General features: G+C 41.2%; 11 protein-coding genes and 5 pseudogenes. 5 read left to right on the top strand and 11 right to left on the bottom strand.

Going from position 1 to position 18,410, the window contains the following annotated elements; all coding sequences use genetic code 11:
• Nucleotides 1–40 precede the first annotated feature (40 nt).
• The 8 genes and pseudogenes from PN838_RS00085 to PN838_RS00050 form a co-directional block, all read right to left on the bottom strand.
• On the bottom strand, nucleotides 41–688 hold the full coding sequence (locus tag PN838_RS00085) for a methylamine utilization protein (RefSeq protein WP_215964874.1): 648 nt from the start codon (nucleotides 686–688) through the stop codon (nucleotides 41–43).
• 125 nt (nucleotides 689–813) lie between these two features.
• A complete protein-coding gene (locus PN838_RS00080; RefSeq protein ID WP_272179361.1) occupies nucleotides 814–1,746 on the bottom strand; it encodes a GGDEF domain-containing response regulator in 933 nt (310 codons plus the stop codon).
• Nucleotides 1,747–1,953: 207 nt separating this feature from the next.
• Entirely contained in the window at nucleotides 1,954–2,154 is a 201-nt protein-coding gene (locus PN838_RS00075; protein WP_272179360.1) for a hypothetical protein, read from the bottom strand.
• 3 nt (nucleotides 2,155–2,157) lie between these two features.
• Nucleotides 2,158–3,189 carry a PAS domain-containing sensor histidine kinase gene (locus PN838_RS00070; protein ID WP_272179359.1) on the bottom strand — a complete coding sequence of 344 codons (1,032 nt, stop codon included), beginning with the start codon at nucleotides 3,187–3,189 and terminating at the stop codon, nucleotides 2,158–2,160.
• Nucleotides 3,171–3,566: a PAS domain-containing protein gene (locus tag PN838_RS00065; protein ID WP_272179358.1), complete on the bottom strand. Its 396-nt coding sequence runs from the start codon at nucleotides 3,564–3,566 to the stop codon at nucleotides 3,171–3,173. The genes PN838_RS00070 and PN838_RS00065 overlap by 19 nt, the downstream gene beginning before the upstream one ends.
• A complete protein-coding gene (locus PN838_RS00060) occupies nucleotides 3,533–4,036 on the bottom strand; it encodes a PAS domain-containing protein (protein WP_272179357.1) in 504 nt (167 codons plus the stop codon). Before PN838_RS00060 ends, PN838_RS00065 begins: the two co-directional genes overlap by 34 nt.
• A complete protein-coding gene (locus tag PN838_RS00055; protein WP_272179356.1) occupies nucleotides 4,015–4,833 on the bottom strand; it encodes a hypothetical protein in 819 nt (272 codons plus the stop codon). The genes PN838_RS00060 and PN838_RS00055 overlap by 22 nt, the downstream gene beginning before the upstream one ends.
• Nucleotides 4,834–4,985: 152 nt before the next feature.
• Nucleotides 4,986–5,382 (bottom strand): annotated as a pseudogene (locus tag PN838_RS00050) (DUF2391 family protein).
• A 252-nt stretch (nucleotides 5,383–5,634) separates the two neighbouring features.
• Between PN838_RS00050 and PN838_RS00045 the strand changes: the two are divergent.
• The 5 genes and pseudogenes from PN838_RS00045 (at nucleotide 5,635) to PN838_RS00025 (ending at nucleotide 10,095) form a co-directional block, all read left to right on the top strand.
• A pseudogene (locus tag PN838_RS00045) lies at nucleotides 5,635–6,476 on the top strand (pirin family protein).
• A 109-nt stretch (nucleotides 6,477–6,585) separates the two neighbouring features.
• Nucleotides 6,586–7,557, top strand: a complete 972-nt coding sequence (locus PN838_RS00040; protein WP_272179355.1) for a glutathione S-transferase family protein — start codon at nucleotides 6,586–6,588, stop codon at nucleotides 7,555–7,557.
• A gap of 3 nt (nucleotides 7,558–7,560) precedes the next feature.
• Nucleotides 7,561–8,443: pseudogene (locus PN838_RS00035) on the top strand (LysR family transcriptional regulator).
• A gap of 69 nt (nucleotides 8,444–8,512) precedes the next feature.
• Entirely contained in the window at nucleotides 8,513–9,247 is a 735-nt protein-coding gene (locus PN838_RS00030) for an SDR family NAD(P)-dependent oxidoreductase (protein WP_272179354.1), read from the top strand.
• Nucleotides 9,247–10,095: an amidohydrolase family protein gene (locus tag PN838_RS00025; protein ID WP_272179353.1), complete on the top strand. Its 849-nt coding sequence runs from the start codon at nucleotides 9,247–9,249 to the stop codon at nucleotides 10,093–10,095. The genes PN838_RS00030 and PN838_RS00025 overlap by 1 nt, the downstream gene beginning before the upstream one ends.
• An 8-nt stretch (nucleotides 10,096–10,103) precedes the next feature.
• On the opposite strand, the pseudogene PN838_RS00020 reads toward PN838_RS00025, so the two are convergent.
• The 3 genes and pseudogenes from PN838_RS00020 to PN838_RS00010 all read right to left on the bottom strand — a co-directional run bounded on the left by PN838_RS00020 (nucleotide 10,104) and on the right by PN838_RS00010 (nucleotide 18,387).
• Nucleotides 10,104–11,279: pseudogene (locus PN838_RS00020) on the bottom strand (mandelate racemase/muconate lactonizing enzyme family protein).
• A 10-nt stretch (nucleotides 11,280–11,289) separates the two neighbouring features.
• Nucleotides 11,290–12,060 (bottom strand): annotated as a pseudogene (locus PN838_RS00015) (class II aldolase/adducin family protein).
• 162 nt (nucleotides 12,061–12,222) lie between these two features.
• Complete coding sequence (locus PN838_RS00010; protein WP_272182470.1) at nucleotides 12,223–18,387, bottom strand: thrombospondin type 3 repeat-containing protein; 6,165 nt, start codon at nucleotides 18,385–18,387, stop codon at nucleotides 12,223–12,225.
• Nucleotides 18,388–18,410: the final 23 nt, after the last annotated feature.

The raw sequence follows: 18,410 nt of genomic DNA, 5'->3' as shown, positions 1-18,410 counted from the left end.
AGCTTGTTTATTCTAAACTTTAATGAATTTTTAAATAACACTAATATGTTTTCCCAAAACGAGTTTTCCGTTTTTGTTGTTTTGTTGAAGCGTCATTGTTTAACAAGGATAAGGTAATGATTTGTGTCGCTTCTATCGGGTCTGACAAATTTGCTTTTTTGTGCTCGAGTCGATTAGTGGACAGACGCGGATGCCAATATTGAAATTCCATTGTCGATGCAAGCCCCATCGATTCTGGCAAATTGACATTACCCTCGCTATCACTCAAAAAGGTATTGGCTTGGTCAGTCACATAGATATAACCAATCATTTTATCGTGAATATTACAGCCAAGTTCCACTACGCCCGCCGATGAAAACGTCACGGGGTCAGTGGGTGTGTTTTTGTATAGTTTTATTTCAAACGGTTTGGTTTTTGAAAAGCTATAAACGTGATGGCGAACATCATCTCGATTTGGAAAAGCTACTTGTTGACCTTTATCTATGAGCAAAACATAAGGGGCAAATTGAATGTCGACTTGGTCCATAATAGCAACGGGTTTCGTCAATGACTTGTCGACCGCTTGATTGGAAAACTTAACAACAACATTACTTATTGCGGTACCTGCAGGATCAGCAAAATGTAATGTTTTAGCATCAATACTAAGACTGCACAAAAACATCAAAAGGCTTAATGTGATTTTATTCATAACTCATTTATCTTTATCATGTTTTTGCTTTTACAAACCATACATTACAACACTCATCATTTCACCTTTATGTTGCACTTTTTTCGTTTTACTTAGGTACCATTGCTCTAATTATATTTACAGATCTAGCGCTTGATTGATTTAGCTGCTGATAGGCCTAGTTTTTTAGTCTTCGCCTCATACATTGCTGTGTCAGCGGATTCTAAAAGTTGCTTTTTGGTCGTGCCATGATCGCCGTAAATAGCAACCCCCATACTTCCTGTGACTTCAACTTTGATCGCAACGCCATCGTCTGATTCGACAAAATAGTCATCGCAAACCACACTTAGCTGGCTTTTTGCTGCGGCCAAACACTCATCAATAGTTTGTACATTTGGCAATAACGTAACAAATTCATCACCGCCATAGCGGGCGATAAAATCAGATGAACGACTGAAAATTTCCAACCGTCCCCCCAAAAGCGTTAATAAGGTATCTCCAGCTCGATGACCGTAGGTGTCGTTCAAATATTTAAAGTTGTTTAAATCTAAAAATATGATGCCAAATTTTTCGTCATATCGTTCTGCTTTACTTATCAATTCAGCAAACTTCGACTCTAAAGCCTCCCGATTATAAAGCCGTGTCAAAACATCTCTCGATGCCGACTCTTCTAGTGCTTTAATTAACTTAAACCGTTCCTTTGAAAATCGAATAACCCTTTGTAATAACGATGCCGTCATTTCAGGCTTAGGGATATAATCCTGAGCCCCAAGTTGCACCAACTGATTACCCATTTTAGGATCATCTATCCCGGTGAGAACAACGATTGGTACATTGTGTGCGAGCTTCTTGACCTTAATCATAGTATCCAACCCCTTGCTGTCGGGGACATTTAGATCAATGATAACTAGTTCAGGCATTAAGTTTTTAAGGCCACTTGTTAACGACTCCAATGTTTTAAATACACCAATCGAATGTTTATCAAGTACGTCACTTTGAATCGCTTTCGTGATCAAATAGGCGTCCTCTGTATCGTCTTCGAGGAGATAAATGAGTAATCCACTTTTATCTACATTCATGTGTTAATTGCCCTATTATATATTGCCCAAAATCCTACTACTGACTTTAGAAAAGCCGCTATTTCATTTATTGTGTCTAGTTTTTTTATATAAGAACTTGCCCCGATTTTATAGCTTTCTTCAATGTCTTTTACGTTTTTAGAAGTGGTATAGATCAAAACTGGTAACGTTACGAGACCTAAGCTTTGCCTAATAATCCGAAGTGTTTCAAGACCACCAATGCCTTAGCATATTTAGATCAAGTAAAACAATCGAATTCTCACAATCTTTATTTACCGCTAAATAATCACAAATTTCTTTACCGTCTCTATATGTACTTAAATTGATCGGCAGGGCGACTTTTTTCACGGCTTGCTTAAAAAAATATATATCGTCTTGATCATCATCTACCAATAATAAATTAATCATTTTTTAATGCCTTGGTAATGAAATAGTTATAGTCGTCCCTACGCCAACTTCACTGTCACAAGCGACAGTCCCTTTATGAACTGACACTATCTGAGTCACAATTGCTAAACCTATTCCACTGCCTTCATATTCATCTCTAACGTGCAGCCTCCTAAATGGTTCGAATACGTTGGCAATTTCAGAGTCTTGGATCCCAATGCCATTATCCTGAATTATAATATCGACGTTCTGCGCCCTATATTTACAACGAATAGAAACACATGGTGTTGTTTCTGCATTGCAAAACTTCAAACTGTTACTGATTATATTTTGCATCATTTGCAAAATTAACCCTTCATCGCCCACAATGTCACCCACCGATTTATCCCAATTTACATCGGCTTTCCTATCGGCAATAGACAACTCCAAAATATCGCAGACCTCTTCCAATAACCTTGGTAAAGATATGTTCTTTTTATCTAGTGAATTGGAAGTGATCCGACTCAATTTAAGTAAATCGTGGATCATTGCTCCCATACGCTGTGCGGCTAACTTCATTCGCGATAATTCGAATATCGACGCTTCGTCATTCTCGATCAATGGTGTTAAACGCTCAGACAAGGAGTCACTAAATGCGGTTATCTTACGCAATGGCTCCTGTAAATCATGGGATGCGACAAACGCAAAACGTTCTAAATATTCATTTGATTCTTTTAATTTATCCACTAATTGATTCTTTTCGGTAACATCAACAAACGTCCCCAATACTTGACTTGGCGTTCCGTCTGGATGACGAGTTAAAACTGAATCAACCGAATAGCACCAAACCCAATCACCGTTTTTATGTTTGAAACGATACTCCAACGGATGAAGTTCACCCTCTTTGCAGTTAGCCATTTTGTCCAAATGCGTTGTAATGAGCTCTTGTTCGTCTGGGTGGAACAACGCTAACAGGTTGTCGCACTTGTCTAAATCATCAATTGTGTACCCTAATATAGTTTGGTATGCCTCATTGATAAGAGTATTTTTATAAGTCGTTAAATCAAAAATATACATACCGCACACAGAATTATTAACCAAACTTTCCAAAAATTCCGTATTTTTTCCAATTTTTCTTCGACGATTTTAAGTTCTGTAATGTCAGTCGCAGTACCAACTAACATAGAAACGTCGCCTTGAGAATCAGCAATTGGGTACAACGTCGTTTGAAACCAAAATGTTCTAATGGTCTCTACTTTCTCAATATATTCGATGGTCTTTTTAGAATTAATACAACTTCGGTATCGAGCGGAGACGTGATCAACAAATGCCTGTGGTAACAAACTGCCAGCGAGTTGTTTAAACGGTTTACCAATGATGACATCCTTGGAAACATTTACTATTTTTAACGCTGTGTCATTTAAGATGGTATAACACAACTCATCATCTTCCATTTTATTAACAACAAAAATTGCGTTGCTAGAGCCTTCATATATGGCATTGAGAAGTTTGTTTTTTGGTAGTACTTCTCTTCTTTTTGTTTCTCTTCTTCAATATATCGTAGAGAGCCGGAAACCAGCGTTGGCACATCATTAATGTCTAGAATTGAATTACCATTTATCGCAAACCAACCATATTCCCCAGTTTCATTTTTACCCACATACTCCACATAAAAACGTTCGCCATGTTCTAAATGTTGATTAAGTGCATGACTAACAGCATCAACGTAATCTGGGTGTACATTAGACAACCAGCTGTCAAAACTCGGTTCGTCTCCCAACTTAGCGCCTATCATCGAGTAAAATTTAGGGGACCAAATCATCTTGTTGGCTTTGAGATCCCATTCCCATAGCCCCTCTTCGGTAGCCCGAACGGCCCTCTCAAATCTAGAATTACTGTCAATTAACATCTGTTTAATTTGCATGACTTCGCGCAGGTCTTTGATCGTAATAACAAAGGCCATTTTTTCTTGAAATTCTTTTTCGTTATCACAACCTCAACTGGAATTAGCTTATTTCCGTATTGAACACTGTCTAGAAACTTAATTTGATCGCCTATTTCGACGCCATCAAATAATTTTTCTTGATGGAACTCCCACTTAAATTCTGTCGAATTCCCTTGAAATAACGTCGATATATGAACTGAATTTAACTCTTCGTTGTCATTAAATTCTTTGTTATAAAACGAGTTTGAGAGAATGACTCGACCTTCGTCATCGACTAAAAGTAAGCTAATTGGAATCGAATCTAAAACAAACTGGGTTAGTTTCTGGCTTCTAAGTTGGCCTGATAAATATTCATTTTCTTTTTGACTGTCGGACCATTTATTTATGATCCCTTCGTATTGCTCTAAAGTTGGGATTTTAACGATTTGAGGCATTAACCTATATAAACTTATCGCGGTGACTAAAGAGATGATTGCCGTGAGAATTTTTGCGATGCCATGTAAGCCGTAAACCCCCTGCCAAATAGTCCAAACGCCCATTAAGTGGCTAATTCCGCACATTAAAATAAAGCCCGAAAATAAGACAAATACGGCGCGGTGTTCAATGTCAGGTCGATTGCGAATAAATGCAATTAGAGCAATTGGTATCGAAAAATAGGCGGCGGCAATAACAAGATCTGATATGACGTGCGCCCATAAAATATGCGGCTGCCAAAAATAGCAATGACCATGCGGCATATAGTCTGCACGGAAATAGGAGTCTAAGAGGTCACCCATAAAATAAAAACTATCCTAATTATAAACATTCAAAATTAAGCATAGCCGTTTTTCTATTTTTTGGTAAAAATATTAACCGTGGACATTAAGAATTAATCAATAAAATCATTTATATAAATAGCTCATTCTTTAAGCAGAAAAATTGATTCTCGCTATTCTTTATCAAAGCTATCAACAATTATTGCCCCCATTGAGGCGGGCATTGTGATGACAACAATCCGTTTAAACGCTAAAACGGGACTGTCAACAATTGGCAACTTATCAATACACATCAAAACAAGTGCAACAACAAACGCTGAAATGACATAAGCAATTAGTATTCGAAATACAAAGGTAGAGACTCGGTGGCTAATATCTTGTTGAAAGACGCTTTGATAGGCAAATAGCCCTAAAAACATCATCGAAAGGCAAAACAGAAAAAACAAATTTACCTAGGGCAAGGTTTCCCCTAATCGCTAAGGCTTCTTCAGAAAATGAAATAGGAACGGCTAATGCAAAGGCTCCAACGAACACCTGACTGGCGTCTTCTAAATTGAAATTTTTAATCACGCTTATTATTCCTCATTTAGCCTATACTCATTCGATGTTGTCTGGTAGTTGGTTGATTTCAACATAACTTATTTTTTATTTTGGTTAAATGCATTTGCTCCAATAACTTAATACGGGTCACTTCATCTGCAATAGAAAATGACTCCTCACCTTATCGTTCTATTTAATAGAATGATAGGCTCGATTTATACTAATATCATTCCACTATATAAGTGTTAGTCTGAACACATTACTGATTGAGAGGAACAATTCATGAACATTATTAAAAAACTGCAAAGTCGCCCTACTCAAGATGGCGATGGAGTAAAAATCTCAAGAATAGCGGACTTTTCAGGCATTCACTTAGATCCGTATTTAATGATAGACGAGCTTCGTTCCGACGATGCTAAGGATTTCATTGGGGGTTTTCCTCCACATCCGCATCGTGGGATTGAAACTTTCACGTATATGATTAAAGGTGCATTTGAACATCAAGACCAGATGGGCAATAAAAACATATTCGCGCCGGTGACGTGCAATGGATGAGTACCGGTTCAGGAGTTATTCATTCTGAGATGCCGGCTGCCGATGAAGAGCATGGCATGCATGGGTTTCAAATTTGGCTAAACATGCCCGCTAAAGACAAAATGCGTCCAGCTATTTACCAGGACTCTGCTGAAGCTGGAAGCCCTGTCATAAACGATCAACAAGGAGTCACATTAAAAGCGTTGGCGGGAAGTTGGCAATTTGCAAATCAACACGTTGCTTCTCCTCTTGATGGTTTAGCTACCGGAGCCGCTGTTGCGGATATGACTTTTGACGCGAATAAAGAAGCAACACTTAACTTACAGCAATTTGAGCAAGTGCTTATCTATGTGCACACGGGAAGTTTAAGCACGCCACCGCTCGCTCGCGGTGAATTGGTTATTGTTGACTCACAATCAATTATCGAAATGACATCGAGTCAAGTAGGGGCTGGTATTTTAGTTTTAACAGGCAATAAAATTAAAGAATCAATTGTTCATATGGGCCCATTTGTGATGAATACACAAGCTGAGATTAATAAGGCTGTACAAGATTATCAAACGGGCAAATTTGGCCAATTGACAATTTAAACCTGATTAAGAACATCAAAGTAGCGATATCTTGTAGTGCTTAGGTTGGATAGCTCTAAATGCAACAAGAATAATGTAGTTGTAACGTGGTAAAAATAGGTAACAAATTATGGGTTTATTGGTAGATGGTATTTGGCGCGACGATTGGTACAAAACGGCTGATAATGGTGGTGCATTCAAACGTGAAGACGCTAAATTACGTAATTGGGTTACCGCTGATGGAAGTGCAGGTTCTACTGGTAAAGCAGGATTTAAAGCTGAGTCTGGGCGTTATCATCTCTATGTCTCACTCGCCTGCCCTTGGGCGCATCGGACATTAATTTTTAGGCAGTTAAAAAGCCTGCAATCGCATATTGACGTATCCGTTGTAAGCTCTGACATGATTGAACACGGCTGGACGTTTGACCCAAATACCGGCAGCAGTGGCGATAACTTATATCAATCTGAATATATGCACCAGATTTATACCAAAAATGACAGCGCCTATACAGGACGAGTAACGGTCCCTGTATTGTGGGATAAAAACACCCAACAAATTGTTAGTAACGAGTCTGCTGACATTATTCGAATGTTTAACTCAGCGTTTAATGATATCACGGGCAATACATTAGACTTTTACCCAGCTGAATTGCGCAAAGAAATAGACGCCATTAATGCGTTTGTTTATCCAAACATAAACAACGGCGTATATCGATGTGGTTTTGCAACGACGCAACAAGCATATAAAGAAGCTTATGATTCGTTATTTGTCGCACTTGATAAAATTGAAGAAATTCTCGCTAACAATAAATATTTAGTAGGTGACCTACAGACTGAAGCGGATTGGCGATTATTTACAACGCTTATTCGTTTTGACGCAGTATATTTTGGACACTTTAAATGTAACCAAAGACAAATAGACAGTTACCCAAATATTTCCAATTATGTAAGATCGTTATATCAAGTTGCTGGGGTCGCTGAAACCACTAATATGCAGCACATCAAACGCCACTATTACTTTAGTCATACGATGATCAACCCAACCCAAGTTATTCCGGAAGGGCCTAAACAAGACTTCCTAGCGCCCCACAATAGAGGGTAATCAATGATACGGATTACACTTGAGCAATGGCGAATGTTTAAGGCCGTTGTGGATTTTGGCGGTTTTAATCAGGCCGCCCAAAATATTCATAAAAGCCAATCGAGCATTCACAGCTCGGTAAGTAAAATTGAACAATCCTTAGGGTTAAAATTATTTTACATTGAAGGTAAAAAACACATCTTACTGACTCTGGCGTCCTATTATTAAGGCGGGCTAACTATCTGTTGGAAGAAGCGGAAAAACTCGAATCAATTGGCCATATATTATCTGAAGGCATTGAGTCTCAACTAAAAATAGCAGTAGATGAAATGTTTCCCCAAGACCGTTTATGTGAAGCACTTGAGCTTACGTCGATGGCGTTTCCTTTTTACGGGTAGAAATTTTGGAGTCGGTATTAAGTGGTGCCAATGAATTGCTCGAAAAAGGTGCGGTCGATTTGGCAATTTCGTCAATAAACAATACGTCTGGCAGCAGCGAAGCAATTTGCCAAATAGAGTTTATTGCAGTCACTAGTCCTGAGCACCCCTTGCAACAAAACACACAACCGATTTCACATGAAGAACTTAAATTGCATCGACAAATTGTTATCCGCGATTCAGCGTTAACCCAAAGCAAAGATGCTGGTTGGTTAGGGGCGCATCAGCGTTGGACTGTAAGCCATATTCGAACTTCTCTTGATATGTTAAGTCGCGGATTGGGATTTGCTTGGCTGCCTGTTACGTCGATTCAAACGGCGCTGCAACAAAACACCATCACCCCATTAGCGCTTAAGCGGGGCTCTTCACGGTTAGTTAGTTTGCACTTGTTATATAAAGATGATGATATGTTGGGCCCTGCAACACAATTTTTTGTTGAAAAACTGCGAGAGCAATGTTCAAAAATTTAGTTTTGGATAAAGCATCTAACCTCGTTTTCGTTTAACATGTTTTTAACGAGTTAGAATGAAATTTGGTTTATGGATCTTAATAATAAAACGTGTGTGATCACCGGTGGCAGTTCAGGTATTGGTGAAGCCATTGTAATGCGATTTTTGGCCGGTGGTTTTACCGTGTTCAATTTGGACTTAACCCCTTCAAATCACGGTGAATTTATAAAGTGCGATGTGACTGATCATCAGCAGGTTGCCACCGCAATTGCAAATATTGGGGCAATACACAATATCGATGTGCTTGTGTCAAACGCTGGTGTGCATCATTCAGCCAATATTGAAGATACCACGGAAGCCGATTTTAACCGTGTACTTGAAATAAACGTCAAGGGCGCATTTTCAGCGGTTCAATCGGTACTGCCCTACATGAAGCAGCAAAATTCAGGTTCAATTATCTTAATGTCGTCTGACCAAGCGCTTGTTGCGAAACAAAATTCATTTATATATAACCTAACCAAAACCGCAATTGCGTCTATGGCAAAAACTACGGCTATTGATTACGCCAAATTTAATATTCGAGCTAATGCCGTTTGTCCCGGTACGATTGAAACCCCGCTTTATCACCGGGCGATTGATAATTATTGTGCAAAATCAGGCGCTGATAAAGCCCAAATTCATAAAGAAGAAGCCGCGCTACAACCCCTCGGGCGACTCGGTCAACCGAGTGAAGTGGCAGAACTCGTGTGGTTTTTAGCAAGTGACCAAGCCAGTTTTATCACTGGTAGTTTGCAAGTAATCGATGGCGGTTACACAGCACAATAATGAAGATAATCGATCCGCATATTCATCTATTTGACTTATCAAAAGGCGAATATGGTTGGTTAAAACCAGAAAACCAGCCAAATTGGCCGGATAAAAGCCGTATTTTTCGTTCATTTTCAGAAGAAGATCTAACGCTTGGTATGTCGAATACGCTGGCGGGTTTTGTCCATATAGAAGCAGGTTTTGATAATAACGCCCCATGGCGGGAAATAGAGTGGCTTGAACGTATTTGCCAAAAGCCATTCAAAAGCATTGCGGCGATAGATTTAACGCTGCCACCTGCATCCTTCAAGCACCAAGTTTCCAAGCTCAAGGTGTTAAATTCGGTTGTTGGGGTTAGACATATCTTAGATGATGATCTACCTGCTATTTTGAGTCATCAAAATACCGCAATCAACTTATTAACACTTGATAATCTCGGTTGGATATTTGAGTTACAATTTGATCTTAACAACACTGATTTTACTTTGTTGTGTGTCGACAAACTGACACCATTTAATAATATTAAATTTACATTAAACCACTGCGGTTTTATCAATTTAAGTCACTCAGAGATTAACAGTCAGTTCTATCAAAACTTAATATCAGTTAGCCAACTGCCTAATATAGCGGTGAAATGCTCAGGATGGGAAATGATAGATAGAGCATATGGTTTTGCTGATGTTCACTTTGCTGTGCTCAAATGCATCGACATATTTGGTCCTAAAAAAGTTATGTATGCGAGTAACTTTCCTCTGTGTACTTTTAGTTATGGCTACCAACAATATTGGCAAGAACTCAATAAACTTAATATTGTCCATGCACAGGCGCTCTTTCACGACAACGCCCATACATGGTATCAATTTTAGTTATACCGTTATTTAACGGTAATATTGGGTGAGCGTTTTACAACGTCATCATTTAATTCAATTCCAATTCCCGGTGTCTCTGATACTTCAAAGATACCATTTTTAGGTTGTGGGTCTTGAATACACAGTTCACGGTTCCAGTGTTTGGTTGCGTAAGTATGGTGTTCATGAATTAAAAAGTTAGGGATTGCTGTTTCTAAATGCAAGCTGGCGGCTGTTGCTACCGGACCACCGCAAACGTGAGCTTGAATTCGGATGTCATAAACATCGGCATAATCGCAGACTTTTTCGCTTCTGTAAAGCCTCCGCATAAACCAACATCAGGTTGTAAAACGTCAATACTTTGATCTTCAAAATAAGGTCGAACATCCCAACGATGATATAGACGTTCGCCACCGGCAATTGGCACATTTACGTTGTCGGCAACTTTTTTATGGACAGCAGAATTTAAGTAATTCACTGGTTCTTCGTACATCATGCAATCCACTTCTTTAACAATTTCACCCATCTGTATCGCAGATGCAGCCCCCGATTAAAGAATGCGATTCAAAAATAATGTCAACGTCTGGGCCGACTGCATTTCGAATAGCACGTAAGCGGTCACCAAATAATCTAAGCTGTGGGCGAGTGAATAAATTGGTTCGGTCAAATGACGAATCACCATTTTTATCATAAACGATTGGATCAACTTTAACCGCGTCGAAACCCTCTGCTACCGCTTTTAATGCCGCTTCAGCGTACTCAGCAGGTTCGATTAGTTTTTTAATGTCCTTATCCCAATCGAACTGCAACTGACTGGCATAAGTACGCAGCTTGGTATTTGTTTTGCCGCCTAATAATTGGTAAACAGGTACACCAAACGCCTTGCCTTTGATGTCCCACAATGCGGTGTCTATTGCGCTCATTGCCGCATACAGGACAGGCCCACCGCCTAATCCCCAAAAACTTTCCCTTAACATTCTTGACCACAACAGCTCTGTTTTAAACGGGTCGAAACCGATAAGAACGGCTTCAGTGATCTCTTTTATCATGGCTGCAGCCGCACTGTGGCCCCAATCATAGGCTAAGCCAGCTTCACCGACACCTGATATCCCTTCGTCGGTATGAACACGAACAAATATTGGATTCCAAGCGGTACGGTCTGGGCAATGGATGTCAAAGATCTCTACATGAGTTATTTTCATTATTAATTCTCTATTGGTCAAATTCTGGGTAAGTTCGTTTTACTTTTCGCATCATTGCGGGTAAGGCTTTTTCACCACCTGTTTGGCCAGAATGAACGATATTAGCCTAGGCCTTGATTCCGTCAATAATCGATTGTTCAACATAATTGATTGGTTGTTGCATAGACAAAGCTTGCACTTGGATATGACAGGCACGGACAAGGTCGTACATATGCATAAAAGCATCACCTATAGTTTTACCTAACGTTAACGCACCATGATTACGTAACAACATAAAATTTGCTGCACCTAAGTCGTCTTGGAGGCGTTTCTTTTCATCCTGATTTACCGCTAAACCTTCGTAATCGTGATAGCTCATTGACGCTAATGCAAACATCGAATATTGAGAAATAGGTAACAACCCGTCTTTCATGCTCGCAACAGCAATGGTTTCATTGGTATGTACATGGAGTACACATTGGTCCTCGTGGCGTGCTTCATGCACCGCACCGTGTATTGTATAACCGGCTGGATTAATTGAGAAAGGACAGTCTTGTTGGATCACATTGCCATCGATGTCAATTTTTACTAAATTGGATGCATTGATTTCGTCAAATGCTAGGCCAAACGCATTAATAAGCAAATGTTCAGTACCTAGGATCCTGGCGGAAATATGTGTGTGAATTAGGTCATCCCAACCATGTATTACATACAGCCGATAAGCCGCCGCAAGCTCAACACGAGTTTGCCATTCTTGTTCAGAGACCTGGCCTTTTAAACTAATTGGTGGTAATTCATACATAATAAACAACTCGTATTACTTTCTTTGACAGCACTTTACTAAAACAAATGACGAGGTGAAAGTGCCTGATTGAATAAGTTATGATTTCCGAGTGTTAATTTAATTTCCCCGCAAAAACAAAAAAGCCAGCTAAGGGATTAGCTGGCTTCTAATATGTTAAGTTTAACTTTTTAAGATCAGATTAAGCGGTATAGGGAAACTAAATTCATCTTCAGGATCTGTGCCGTCTATGATTTCTTTTTCATCCGTATAACCATCAGAATCAAAATCTGAACATGCATCGCCTAGCCCATCGAGATTAAAATCTTCCTGATTTGGGTTAAAGACGTCAGAACAATTATCGGTACTATTATCAACACCATCATTATCAAAATCAACGTCTTGACACATGTCACCAACGCCATTACCGTCAGAGTCCATTTGATCTTCGTTAGCGTAAGCAACGCAATTATCCATGTAATCAACTATTCCGTCCAAATCCATATCAGAATTCATGTCCGGTCCATGGTCAATATTAAACGAAAGTAAGATATCTGCTGTTGCTTCAGTATTAAACAAAATTTGCATTTCATTTTCAGTTCCTGACTCATAGTGACCCTGACGTAATACCGTTTTACCATCTGATTCAATAACATTTTCGACAAATAAGAACATGTCTGAGTTTCTCATCATTTGTAAATGGTCAGGAAGTTCAAGAACAAAAATATCAAAACCACCCATATTGGAAAATAGCACAAGGCCTTCACCTAATAATAGTTTCTCCATATCGCCGTGGTCGTTATATCCGTGTTTAAATATAGTGACCGTTAAATTATCCCCCATAATAGTGCCATCATCCGACCAAAACTCTGCAAACATGTCGCCTTCTAAATACAATTTAAAACCGTCATTTTCATCATCGAGCATTTTATTTGCAATAATGTCATCAATACTTGTTGCTATAACCGGAATGACCTCTTCGAACTCATTTTCCTGCCATTTCAAAACAATAGCGTTAGCACATTCCAGATCTAAACTGTCGATCATATCCATATTTTGGTCACACCAAAAACGGTAAGTTCCGTCTACATTTTCAACGTTAGCAATATAACCTATCGCGTCATCACTAAACGTTTCATTGGTAAAAGCGGCTTTATAATCATGATGTAAATAATGCGATATTTGCATGCCCGACAAATCGATTGCCTGTAAATCTATATTAAGTTGCGATCCATCAACGTTTAACATTGCGGTATGGCCTTCGGAGCCGTAGCCATCAAACGTTAGATTACCAAGAGCTTGCATAACGCCGCTGTCATTTATAATAAATTCTTGCATATAACTCTCAGTATGTTCTAACCAACTTTGCGCCGCCAAATTAAATCTATACATGGTTTCTGCACTTTGATCGACAGCATCAATAATGGTGCCATATTCAAAATCCTTGCCTTCGATATAATTAAAGCTATCAAACCAGCTCAAACCAGCCATAAATGCCGTTTCTTCATTAACACTCATATCTGGGCGTTCAATGCTCATTGTCGTGGTGACAACACAGCCTTTTTCAGTGTCTTGCACCACATCGCTGTGCATCATCGTATCCGATAACTCGTCGTATTGACCCATGTACATCCGGAACATCGGTGCCATTTCGTCTGATCCAGTGTCGTCCGTTCCGTCTTCGGCAGTATTCTCACTCATGCCGTCGTCTGTGCCCTCGGCATTGTTAGGTTCCATGTCGTCCTTCATTTCGTACCACATGTAGCTGCCATCCTCGGCCAGTACGCCGTACGCAATCATATGGCCGCCCATGTTTCCTTCTATGCCTTCCATGCCGTACATGTCATCGTCACGATCATCATTTATATTCGCATCAAATACGAAGAACTGATTGCCTTCCATTTCAATTTTGCCTAAACCGCCCATAGGATAAATCATGCCGCTCATGTCGCACGTCATGTCAGAACTGATATCGCTAAAGGATTCTTGTCCTTTACCGTGCCAAAGGCCACTGATGTCACTGACCGCAATATCACACGCATCGCCTAAGCCGTTATCGTCCGCGTCTTCCTGTCCATCGTTCATCACGGCAATACAGTTATCGTCATAGTCCATCACGCCGTCACCGTCTAAGTCGGTGAACTGCCTTCTGTCCCACACCATATCGTCGTAATCATCAGCGTCATCTTCGTTTAATACGCCGTCATTATCGATGTCGTCATCCATATAATCTGGAATGCCGTCTTCATCAAAGTCTGGCTCATCAACCATTTTGCCTATCCATGGATTATAAATATCCATGTCTTCGTCGTTCATCACGCCGTCGCCATCGATGTCACTGTCCATATAGTCTTCAATACCGTCACCATCTGTATCTGCTTCGCCGTTGATTTCACATGCATCGCCAACGCCATTTTCGTCCACATCCAGTTGGTCTTCGTTCTTCACGACTGGGCAATTATCTTCACCGTCTAACCAACCATCTTGGTCATAGTCTTTATTTTGATAATTGAAGTCACACAAATCGCCAATGCCATTACCATCTTGGTCATGTTGTTGCGGATTATAATGCTCTGGACAGTTGTCCATATCATCATCCCAGCCATCATAGTCTTTATCACTCACTGGCTTCATTGGTGCAAAGTGCATCAGCACATCGTCTTTCGCCACATCGTTAAACAACATGACTTGCTCAACACCCATACCGTCGACCACATAACCCATACGTAAGTAGGTATTTGTCATGTCATCCGTGCTTTCCAATGTGGACTCTTCAAATAGGAACATCATTTGTTCTGGCATATCAATGCCGTCTGGTAATACAAATGTATACACCGCAACATCGCCCATCATGGTCAATTCCAGTCCATTACTTACCGCTACAGGGCCCGCTTCTGCGTTCATTCCTGAATGGTATTTCACTTCGAGGTTACCACCGGCAAACGTTCCGTCGTCTGACCAAACTTCCACAAATTGATCGTCGCCAAGCCACACCTGAACCGGCATATCTGTCGTTTCATTGGCATTGTTTATCACATCATCAATGCTCATCGCTGCGACTGGAAGTTGAGCACCGTTGCTACTTTCTGCGTCCAATACCCAGTCCACGATAACCACATTTTCACAGTTCAACTCTGGGAACCAGTCGGATAAACCACCACCTGAATCACACCAGAAACGGTATTGTGCGTCGCCACTTTGATTTATCTCCGCGATAAAGCTCATGGCCCCATCACTGAACATCGGCATGCCATCACCTAGATGCCATTCGTAACTCCCTAGCACATAATCTTCAATGCGTTGGCCCGCGATATCCAGACCCATTAAGTCTACCGTAAACGTATCTAACCCATTGCTTAAGGTTGCGGTGTCGCCATTATCGCCATAACCCACCACCATTAAGGTATTAGTATTTTCTGTAATGCCTAAGTCCGTAATGACAAACTCAACTTCTGGGTCCATTTCTTCAACCCAATCCGCTGTTTCAAAATCATAAACATAGGAGATTTCATCCACTGTGTCACTCGCATCCATTATTCGGCCATAGTCAAACCACATATGGTCGCCGTAATCTTCGCCTTCAAACCAGCTCAAACCAGCCATAAATGCTGTTTCTTCATTAACACTCATATCTGGGCGTTCAATGCTCATTGTCGTGGTGACAACACAGCCTTTTTCAGTGTCTTCCACCACATCACTGTGCATCATCGTATCCGATAACTCGTCGTATTGACCCATGTACATCCGGAACATCGGTGCCATTTGCTCTGATCCAGTGTCGTCCGTTCCGTCTTCGGCAGTATTCTCACTCATGCCGTCGTCTGTGCCCTCGGCATTGTTAGGTTCCATGTCGTCCTTCATTTCGTACCACATGTAGCTGCCATCCTCGGCCAGTACGCCGTACGCAATCATATGGCTGCCCATGTTTCCTTCTATGCCTTCCATGCCGTACATGTCATCGTCACGATCATCATTTACATTCGCATCGAAAACGAAGAACTGATTGCCTTCCATTTCAATTTTGCCTAAGCCGCCCATAGGATAAATCATGCCGCTCATGTCGCACGTCATGTCAGAGCTGATATCGCTAAAAGATTCTTGTCCTTTACCATGCCACAGGCCACTGATGTCACTCACCGCAATATCACACGCATCGCCTAAGCCGTTATCGTCCGCGTCTTCCTGTCCGTCGTTCATCACGGCAATACAGTTATCGTCGTAGTCCATCACGCCGTCACCGTCTAAGTCGGTGAACTGCCTTCTGTCCCACACCATATCGTCGTAATCATCAGCGTCGTCTTCGTTTAATACGCCGTCATTATCGATGTCATCATCCATATAATCTGGAATGCCGTCTTCATCAAAATCTGGCTCATCAACCATTTTGCCTATCCATGGATTATAAATATCCATGTCTTCGTCGTTCATCACGCCGTCGCCATCGATGTCACTGTCCATATAGTCTTCAATACCGTCACCGTCTGTATCTGCTTCGCCGTTGATTTCACATGCATCGCCAACGCCATTTTCGTCCACATCCAGTTGGTCTTCGTTCTTCACGACTGGGCAATTATCTTCACCGTCTAACCAACCATCTTGGTCATAGTCTTTATTTTGATAATTGAAGTCACACAAATCGCCAATACCATTACCATCTTGGTCATGTTGTTGCGGATTATAATGCTCTGGACAGTTGTCCATATCATCATCCCAGCCATCATAGTCTTTATCACTCACTGGCTTCATTGGTGCAAAGTGCATCAGCACATCGTCTTTCGCCACATCGTTAAACAACATGACTTGCTCAACACCCATACCGTCAACCACATAACCCATACGTAAGTAGGTATTTGTCATGTCATCCGTGCTTTCCAATGTGGACTCTTCAAATAGGAACATCATTTGTTCTGGCATATCAATGCCGTCTGGTAATACAAATGTATACACCGCAACATCGCCCATCATGGTCAATTCCAGTCCATTACTTACCGCTACAGGGCCCGCTTCTGCGTTCATTCCTGAATGGTATTTCACTTCGAGGTTACCACCGGCAAACGTTCCGTCGTCTGACCAAACTTCCACAAATTGATTATCGCCAAGCCACACCTGAACCGGCATATCTGTCGTTTCATTGGCATTGTTTATCACATCATCAATGCTCATCGCTGCGACTGGAAGTTGAGCACCGTTGCTACTTTCTGCGTCCAATACCCAGTCCACGATAATCACATTTTCACAGTTCAACTCTGGGAACCAGTCGGATAAACCACCGCCTGAATCACACCAGAAACGGTATTGTGCGTCGCCACTTTGATTTATCTCCGCGATAAAGCTCATGGCCCCATCACTGAACATCGGCATGCCATCACCTAGATGCCATTCGTAACTCCCTAGCACATAATCTTCAATGCGTTGGCCCGCGATATCCAGACCTATTAAGTCTACCGTAAACGTATCTAACCCATTGCTTAAGGTTGCGGTGTCGCCATTATCGCCATAACCCACCACCATTAAGGTATTAGTATTTTCTGTAATGCCTAAGTCCGTAATGACAAACTCAACTTCAGGGTCCATTTCTTCAACCCAATCCGCTGTTTCAAAATCATAAACATAGGAGATTTCATCCACTGTGTCACTCGCATCCATTATTCGGCCATAGTCAAACCACATATGGTCGCCGTAATCTTCGCCTTCAAACCAGCTCAAACCAGCCATAAATGCCGTTTCTTCATTAACACTCATATCTGGGCGTTCAATGCTCATTGTCGTGGTGACAACACAGCCTTTTTCAGTGTCTTCCACCACATCACTGTGCATCATCGTATCCGATAACTCGTCGTATTGACCCATGTACATCCGGAACATCGGTGCCATTTGCTCTGATCCAGTGTCGTCCGTTCCGTCTTCGGCAATATTCTCACTCATGCCGTCGTCTGTGCCCTCGGCATTGTTAGGTTTCATGTCGTCCTTCATTTCGTACCACATGTAGCTGCCATCCTCGGCCAGTACGCCGTACGCAATCATATGGCCGCCCATGTTTCCTTCTATGCCTTCCATGCCTTCCATGCCGTACATGTCATCGTCACGATCATCATTTACATTCGCATCGAAAACGAAGAACTGATTGCCTTCCATTTCAATTTTGCCTAAGCCGCCCATAGGATAAATCATGCCGCTCATGTCGCACGTCATGTCAGAGCTGATATCGCTAAAAGATTCTTGTCCTTTACCATGCCAAAGGCCACTGATGTCACTCACCGCAATATCACACGCATCGCCTAAGCCGTTATCGTCCGCGTCTTCCTGTCCATCGTTCATCACGGCAATACAGTTATCGTCGTAGTCCATCACGCCGTCACCGTCTAAGTCGG

The organism is Psychrosphaera algicola (assembly GCF_028401425.1).
Taxonomy (GTDB): domain Bacteria; phylum Pseudomonadota; class Gammaproteobacteria; order Enterobacterales; family Alteromonadaceae; genus Psychrosphaera; species Psychrosphaera algicola.
Note: the sequence above shows the minus strand (reverse complement) of the source record. Positions and strands in the feature narration are given on the sequence as shown.